Here is a 6208-nt window from a genome sequence, read left to right on the forward strand (position 1 = left end):
GAAATTTTTATTGTTGGTTTTGACTATGTTATACGCACGGATTACAAATCCGCGCTAGCGGGAAATTTAATAAATTGATTGTCTATCTTGTTGTTATACGCACGGAAAACATTTCCGCGCTAGCGGGTTCAACCATAGCCATTTTATGATTTTTCCTAGTAAATATATCTACCCAACCTACTGTTGTCATTGTTATAAAATAAGCTTTATCTGATTCGTGTATTTTATACTTATCTGACATCTAACAAAGATAGAAAATTTAAGAAATTGACTGTCTACCTTGTTGTTATACGCACGGAAAACATTTCCGCGCTAGCGGGGTCTAAAACAGCAACTTCGTTGACATCATTACTACCACTGTAGAGATAATTTTGACTTTCATTACCCCCTCGGCAGGCAAATTCCCATTCTGCCTCTGTTGGTAACCTTCCGCCTAACCATTCTCCATAAGCCTGAGCTCCAGCATGAGTAATTGCTGGTATAGGTCTGTTTTCATATCCTGGATGAGCTTGATAAGGAAAAGTGTTTTCCACATAATATCTAATTATGATATTGTCAAAATAATACCTTTCTCCATTTACCCTTCCATCCAAAGGGCAGTTAATATCATTTAGAAAGCATGCGAACTGGCCAATGGTGACTTCGGTTTTCATGATCTCGAAACCATCTAAAGTAACGCTATGCTCTGGTCCTTCATCGTCTTCGCCATTGTTTGAGCCCATGATAAATGTACCTCCTTCTACTCTAGCAAAGCTAATCTCGTTAACATATACCCAAATCCTGTCTTCTGCTTGATTGCCTTCCTCATCTGTTGCAATAATGGTAAAATGATGACGACCACTATCCACTTGGGCAGTATACCAATCATAGGACAAATTGGAGCTTTGAGTGCTGTGTAATAATACACCATCCTCCATTAGTTTTAATTCCTTTACCCCAGCCTTATCTTCTGCTGTTATCTGGAATACAATGGTATCTCCTTTCATGGCTTGTGTTTCATTATACACATTAGAAAGGATTTTAATGGTTGGTGCTGTTTTGTCTTTTTGGCAAGATATTCCTATAATCATTATGATGATTAGTAGGCTTGCCCATTTTTGTATTGATTTCATATTGGTAAAATTATTTGCAATTGCAATGTTCATTTTTAAATGTAAAAACAGTATCGCTATTAATTAAACTTGTTTTGTTTAACTTTGTGTTGATTCGCTTAATATAAACCTCATCCAATGAATTATTTGATAAGTACATATAACGATTATCTGGAATACTTTCAATCTTTAGTAGAATCGAATCTATAACGTTAATATAATCAAATATATTGTTGTAATTGTAGCCGATATACTTACCCAGAATATCTGTTTTGCCAATTGATATACCATTAGACTTCCACTTATACGGAACATATTGATTAGTTTTTGAATTTTTTACTGTATTTTTATTAATATTACAGCCATATTGTACAACACTATATCCATTAATCTGAGATATTTTAATTGTGTTATTAGTTACAAAGTGTGAAAGTTGAATATCTTTTATTGTCAGAAAAAATAATTCCCCGTTTTTTGTAACTTCTAAGTCAATGCATAAATACGGATCAACACATTCATGAAAAGCAGTGACTGTTATTCCTTTTACAGAAAACACAGAATAAATTATTATTCTTTTACCAAAAATAAATAGTAGAGCAAAAGCAATTAAAAAGGTTAAATACTTTAATTTCTTCATAATAGATTATTTAATACTACCAACCTTCAGGTGGGTTACTGGGTGAATAAAATGTTTTTGTTGAAGATATGTTAAGATTCCTGAAAGATCTCCATAATCCGGATAAATAATTGCCAGTTACATTTAAATACATGTCATTACGATTATATTCAAACCCACCAACATTAGGGTATACCTGATCCACAACAGTAACATGCATATCAGATAGATTACTTACTTTTATTATTCTACCATGAGCCATTAAACCATCTGTCGGTCCAGTATGAGTTTCACCTGGCATCAAGGTAATCCATTGCTCACCATTTTCCATAGCTTCTTCTAATCTTACTTGTATTGGGTCACTAGAACCCGCTAGCGCGGATTTGCAATCCGTGCGCCATATAACACTGATTACCAAACCATTAAACATAGTTCTTCAATTCAGGATTTTCTAAAATAACATTCAATACAAAAGACAACTCAGCATAATTCCGTGCAGTGCTAAACAAATATTCCTCTGGTCTTTCAACTAGCATTTCTTGAACTGGATTCTGATGAATATAGTTTAACTTCTCATAAAAGAACTCTGTTGTGTATATAACTTTAGCATGATTACCGCTTTGCCAAAGTTTGTATTCTTGCTCTCGCTTTAAATGCTCACAAAAATTGTGCAACAAAGGTAACATCCATTCTCGTCTACTTTCTGGCTCATCTTCAATTTGTTTCACAATCTTTTTCGAAGTATATTTCTTAAAATCTCGTAATATATCCGATAATCTCAAGCCTTCTGCCGCTCTGCAAAGGAGATGTAAATGACTATGCATTAATACCCAACCGTATATCTCCAACCCCTTGTTTTCTTGACAATATTTTAAAGAATCTACAATGGCAAGTTTGTGATTCTTTCGAGTGAAAATATCAACCCAGCCTACTGTTGACATTGTTATGAAGTAGGCCTTATCTGCTTCGTGTGTTTTGTATTTATCTGACATGAATCAAAGATAGAATTTTTATTGTTGGTTTTAGCTATGTTATACGCACGGATTGCAAATCCGCGCTAGCGGGAAATTGACAAGAGAATATAACTTTTGAAACTCAATCATTGAAGACTTGAGTACTTATCATCCCTGTTAAAACTATTATGGCTAAACTTTCAAAATCACATACTTACACAAAAATTAAAAAACTACTACTTACTTAATAGACTTATCTTTTATTTAGGTGCCAATTTAGAATACTCGTTTCAGTAATTATTAAACTAAAAGTATCATCAGAGTTTTCCTTTGTTGCCAAACAATATTTTCCATCAATTGTAGTTGTCAAATCATTAAAATACATAACAGTTTGACAACTAGAGATCACTTCACCACTATTGAGATCTAAGATTCTAAAATAATTACTTCCATGAAGATATACAAGGTTTTCGTTATCGAAACTATAAATAAAATCGGCACTTGGATTTGAACATGATGAAATACTAATCTTTTCACTCTCGTTATTCTCTAAATCCAATAAATAAAAATTTGAAACCATGCCAACAAAGAAATTTTCAGATTTTTGATTGGGTACCATCAATGGCGAACCTACGATTTCATGAGGCAATATTGATATTTCCTTTGTAAAACCATCATATATACCAAAATTATCTTTACTTGAAAACCTATTTAAATACAACTTGGTTTTATTGTAATTAGGATATACCTCAACAAAAAATGGAGGTTCATTAAACTCAAACTCTGGATGAGGATAAATTGTATCATTTATTGTATTATCAATAATTCTCACTTTAAAACCACTGTAATAATCATTCTTCAATATTATTAATCCAGACCCCAGTTTTGTAAATGCCATATCCATTGGATAAATTGATGGATTATTTGGGTGCTCCTCCTCTAAGGGTTCTATTTTAAATGCATGTTCTATTGAGTTACTTTGTAGATCTAGAGTATACACATCGGGTCTATCAATTTCAATTGGAGAAGCTTCAATATTGGGATAAGAACCCACTAAATAAACCAGGGAATTGTAGTCGTTATATGTTAACTTTATCGGAGCTAAATAAGAAGATAAATCGTAAATATGTAGCACCGAATCTAGTTCTAAAGAATATTTAATTAATACACTTGGATTATATATGGCTATCAATACTTCTTTATCTTCGTTTATCAATAGAAAATCTGTAATTTCCCCATTTGTTTTTAGCTTTTGAGTATAAAAAGGTACTACTAACTCTTCACTAAATTCTTGATTATCATTGTCGCTAACTGTTATTTTAAATGGGACTTCCCAACCTAAATACCCCCCTGCATAATCAAACATTATACCATGATTATCATCTGTATACACATAGTTTAAATCAGGTTCGTAATTACTAGGGGCCTCCAATTTATTCACATTAATTGGGCGATTAAACAATATATAAACAGAATCACTCATATTGAGTTCGTCATTCCCAGGGATTCCAACATATTTAACAACTCTTAGCTTTGCATACTGCTTAATAACTAATTTCTTAACAATGTTTCCGGAAACAAATTTGATGGTATCAATTCTGCTTTCAGAACTCATATTCTCGGAATAGTTAAAAACTAGCTCCATATTACCAAAACCACTTGTGATTTCAGAACTAAGCCATGATGATGAGTTTAATACACTCCACTCAGTACTAGACTGAATTTCAACCACTAAAGAACTATCATTGGAGCTAGCGATTAAAAGGCTATCGGATATATTTAGAAAATGATTACCAGCAAGCAATTCAAAATTTTGATTAGTGGTTGTTTGAGCTTCTACAAATATACTTTTTGATTGCCCAACATAACCCTCTTTTGTAACAGACAAAGTATAGGTATTTGTAGCCAAGTTATTAAAAGAATAATGACCTAAAGAATCAGATATTGCCTGATAAGAATCAAGCTTCAATAAGACTCCTTCTATTTTCTGTCCATATACATTTTGAATGTAGCCCTCAATGTGGCCATTTAATTCTATTTCTTTTTCCTTTTTGCAGGAAAATGAAATTAGTAACAAAAATAAAAAAAAGATGACATTCTGTTTCATATCTATTTTTTTTAAACCACTTAGTCAATTTTAATTAACCCATATTAAAACTAAATAAAAGACAATCAAAGTAAAATAAATTAATAAATTCACTTTTAAAGGGTTAACAGTGTTAAAAACACTTGAAATAATGATAAAAACATTCAACTCTAATAGCAAAAATATTGCTCCGTATACCAGTTCAAACCTTGTTGAAACGGTAGGATAGTATTGTTCCATAATCATCAACAAACAAACTCCAAGTAATATTTGAATCCCTATCAATTTATACGCTTGACTTCTCTTTTCTTTCCTCATAAACTAATCATTTATTCTCTCCCGCTAGCGCGGATTTGCAATCCGTGCGCCATATAACGCTGTTTACCATATCATTAAACATAGTTCTTCAATTCAGGAGTTTCCAATATAATATCTAAAACGCTCGACAATTCAGCATAATTCCTAGCTGAGCTAAACAAATAATCCTCTGGTTTTTCAACAATCATATCTTGAACTGGGTTTTGGTGAATATAATTCAATTTCTCATAAAAGAACTCTGTTGTGTATATAACTTTAGCATGATTACCGCTTTGCCAAAGTTTGTATTCTTGCTCTCGTTTTAAGTGCTCGCAATATTTTTGCAATAATGGCAATAGCCATTCTCGTCTGCTTTCTGGCTCCTCTTCAATTTGTTTCACAACCTTTTTCGATGTGTATTTCTTAAAATCTCGTAATATATCAGATAATCTATTACCTTCTGCTGCTCTACAAATTCTACCAATTGTTTAATGAAAAATGCTTTATGCAATTTCATTTTTACAATGGTAAATGCCGATAATTTAAAATTGCAATCATATATTTCAAACCAAAATAATATTATCTCCTAAATTCATCGGCATCAAATGTAAATGACTATGCATTAATACCCAACCGTATATCTCCAACCCCTTGTTTTCTTGACAATATTTTAAAGAATCTACAATGGCAAGTTTGTGATTTTTCCGAGTGAAAATATCAACCCAGCCTACCGTTGTCATTGTTATGAAGTAGGCCTTATCTGATTCGTGTGTTTTGTATTTATCTGACATGAATCAAAGATAGAAATTTTTATTGTTGGTTTTGACTATGTTATACGCACGGATTACAAATCCGCGCTAGCGGGAGTTTCTAAAATCACATCTAATACAAAAGGCAATTCAGCATCATTTCTAGCTGAGCTAAACAAATAATCCTCAGGTTTTTCCACAATCATATCTAGCCAAACTAGTCTAAGACAAAATCATGTTAAAAAATAGGCTTTATCTGCTACGTGAATTTTGTATTTGCCGGACATATGTATCACCACTACCAAGCCCATCTTGCCTAACGATTCATGAGCCACTAATTTTGGTGCATGAAAAAGAATCAAAAGTATAGCAAGTCAAATATGTTTCCTGTTATTAAAAGTTGGCGGGAGGGCAGT

The 6208-nt window shown here is 32.5% G+C and carries 6 protein-coding genes; all 6 read right to left on the reverse strand.

From position 1 onward, the window contains the following. Positions 1–275: 275 nt before the first annotated feature. Positions 276–1112 (reverse strand): SUMF1/EgtB/PvdO family nonheme iron enzyme, encoded by an 837-nt coding sequence (locus tag HNS40_RS21415; RefSeq protein ID WP_172284760.1) that lies wholly within the window; start codon positions 1110–1112, stop codon positions 276–278. Positions 1113–1122: 10 nt separating this feature from the next. Next, positions 1123–1728, reverse strand: a complete 606-nt coding sequence (locus HNS40_RS21420; protein WP_172284761.1) for a hypothetical protein — start codon at positions 1726–1728, stop codon at positions 1123–1125. A gap of 16 nt (positions 1729–1744) precedes the next feature. Further along, positions 1745–2137 (reverse strand): hypothetical protein, encoded by a 393-nt coding sequence (locus tag HNS40_RS21425; protein ID WP_172284762.1) that lies wholly within the window; start codon positions 2135–2137, stop codon positions 1745–1747. Then, positions 2130–2699 carry a transposase gene (locus tag HNS40_RS21430; RefSeq protein ID WP_172284763.1) on the reverse strand — a complete coding sequence of 190 codons (570 nt, stop codon included), beginning with the start codon at positions 2697–2699 and terminating at the stop codon, positions 2130–2132. Before HNS40_RS21430 ends, HNS40_RS21425 begins: the two co-directional genes overlap by 8 nt. A 214-nt stretch (positions 2700–2913) precedes the next feature. Beyond that, positions 2914–4767 carry a carboxypeptidase regulatory-like domain-containing protein gene (locus tag HNS40_RS21435; RefSeq protein WP_172284764.1) on the reverse strand — a complete coding sequence of 618 codons (1854 nt, stop codon included), beginning with the start codon at positions 4765–4767 and terminating at the stop codon, positions 2914–2916. Positions 4768–5138: 371 nt separating this feature from the next. After that, positions 5139–5444, reverse strand: coding sequence for a hypothetical protein (locus HNS40_RS21440; RefSeq protein ID WP_172284765.1), 306 nt, complete (start codon positions 5442–5444; stop codon positions 5139–5141). Positions 5445–6208 lie beyond the last annotated feature (764 nt).

It is taken from the genome of Lentimicrobium sp. S6, from assembly GCF_013166635.1.
Lineage (GTDB): Bacteria > Bacteroidota > Bacteroidia > Bacteroidales > UBA12170 > UBA12170.